Genomic DNA, 533 nt, shown 5'->3' on the forward strand with positions numbered 1-533 from the left:
ACGTTTTCGAGCACGACGGCGAGGCCCTGGCCGACGCCGATGCAGATCGCGGCGACGCCCCAGCGCTGCCCGGAGGCCTGCAGGGAACGGGCCAGGGTGCCCAGGATCCGCCCGCCGGAGGCGCCGAGCGGGTGGCCCATGGCGATCGCGCCGCCGTGCCGGTTCACGATTCCCGCRTCGATGCCCCAGGCGTTGATGCAGGCCAGGGACTGCGCGGCGAACGCCTCGTTCAGTTCGACCGCGCCGACCTGGTCCCAGCCGATCCCGGCCTTGGCGAGGGCCYTGTTCGCGGCCTCGACCGGGGCGTAGCCGAAGTACTGSGGRTCGTTGGCGTGCGCGCCGCGCCCGGCGATCCGGGCCAMAGGCTCCAKMCCCAGGATCCCGGCGGCCTTTTCACTGCCCAGCCACGCCGCGGACGCGCCGTCGGAGAGCGGGGACGCGTTCCCGGCCGTGACGGTGCCGTTCCCGGTCCGGAACACGGTCTTGAGCCCGGCGAGCTTCTCCGCCGAGGACCCGGGACGGATGCCCTCGTC

1 protein-coding gene is annotated in these 533 nt (G+C 74.0%); it reads right to left on the bottom strand.

Annotation, left to right across the window (positions count from 1 at the left end):
• A partial coding sequence (locus tag AC1DDH_RS20495) for a thiolase family protein (RefSeq protein WP_476956215.1) occupies positions 1-533 on the bottom strand: 533 nt, incomplete at both ends.

It is taken from the genome of Arthrobacter sp. 10T425 (assembly GCF_056393985.1).